General features: G+C 66.6%; 1 protein-coding gene and 1 pseudogene. Both read right to left on the bottom strand.

Going from position 1 to position 485, the window contains the following annotated elements; genetic code table 11:
- Nucleotides 1–207, bottom strand: a pseudogene (locus tag CAPSK01_RS21250) (type II secretion system F family protein); the annotation flags it as partial.
- Between the two features lie 18 nt (nucleotides 208–225).
- Nucleotides 226–485 (bottom strand): type II secretion system major pseudopilin GspG (gspG, locus tag CAPSK01_RS00175; RefSeq protein ID WP_034921004.1); only part of this gene is annotated, 260 nt, incomplete at its 5' end.

Below are 485 nucleotides of genomic sequence, written 5' to 3'. Positions count from 1 at the left end.
AAGTTCGGCGCTGAAGAGCAGCAGCGAGAACGCCTTGTTGCCGCGACCCGGCACGGCTCCCATAACCGGGGCGGCGGCAGCCTGGATCGACAGCGGTTGCAGTCGCTGCTGCTGCAGCATGCGGCCCGCTTCAGCGGCATCCGGGGCATCGACGCTGTGCGTCTCGATCAGATTGTCGGGTGATAAGGCGCGAACCTCAAAGCGCATCCCGGCTCCGCAACAGACTCATTGATTGCTGACGTCGGCGGCATCCCCGCTGCCGCCGGGCTGGCCGTCCTTGCCGTAGGACACGATGTCGAAGTCGCCGGTGGTGCCTGGCGAGCGGTAGAGGTACGCGCGACCCCAGGGATCGAGCGGCACCGCTTTCTGCAGGTACGGCCCGTTCCAGCGGGTGGCATTGGCCGGCCTGGTCAGCAGCGCATTGAGCCCTTCTTCAGTGGTCGGATAGTGGCCGACGTCGAGCCGGTAAGTATCGAGCGCGCGCG

Source organism: Candidatus Accumulibacter vicinus (assembly GCF_000584955.1).
Classification (GTDB): domain Bacteria; phylum Pseudomonadota; class Gammaproteobacteria; order Burkholderiales; family Rhodocyclaceae; genus Accumulibacter; species Accumulibacter vicinus.
The sequence above is the reverse complement of the archived record's forward strand: the minus strand, read 5'-3'. Positions and strand labels throughout refer to the sequence as shown.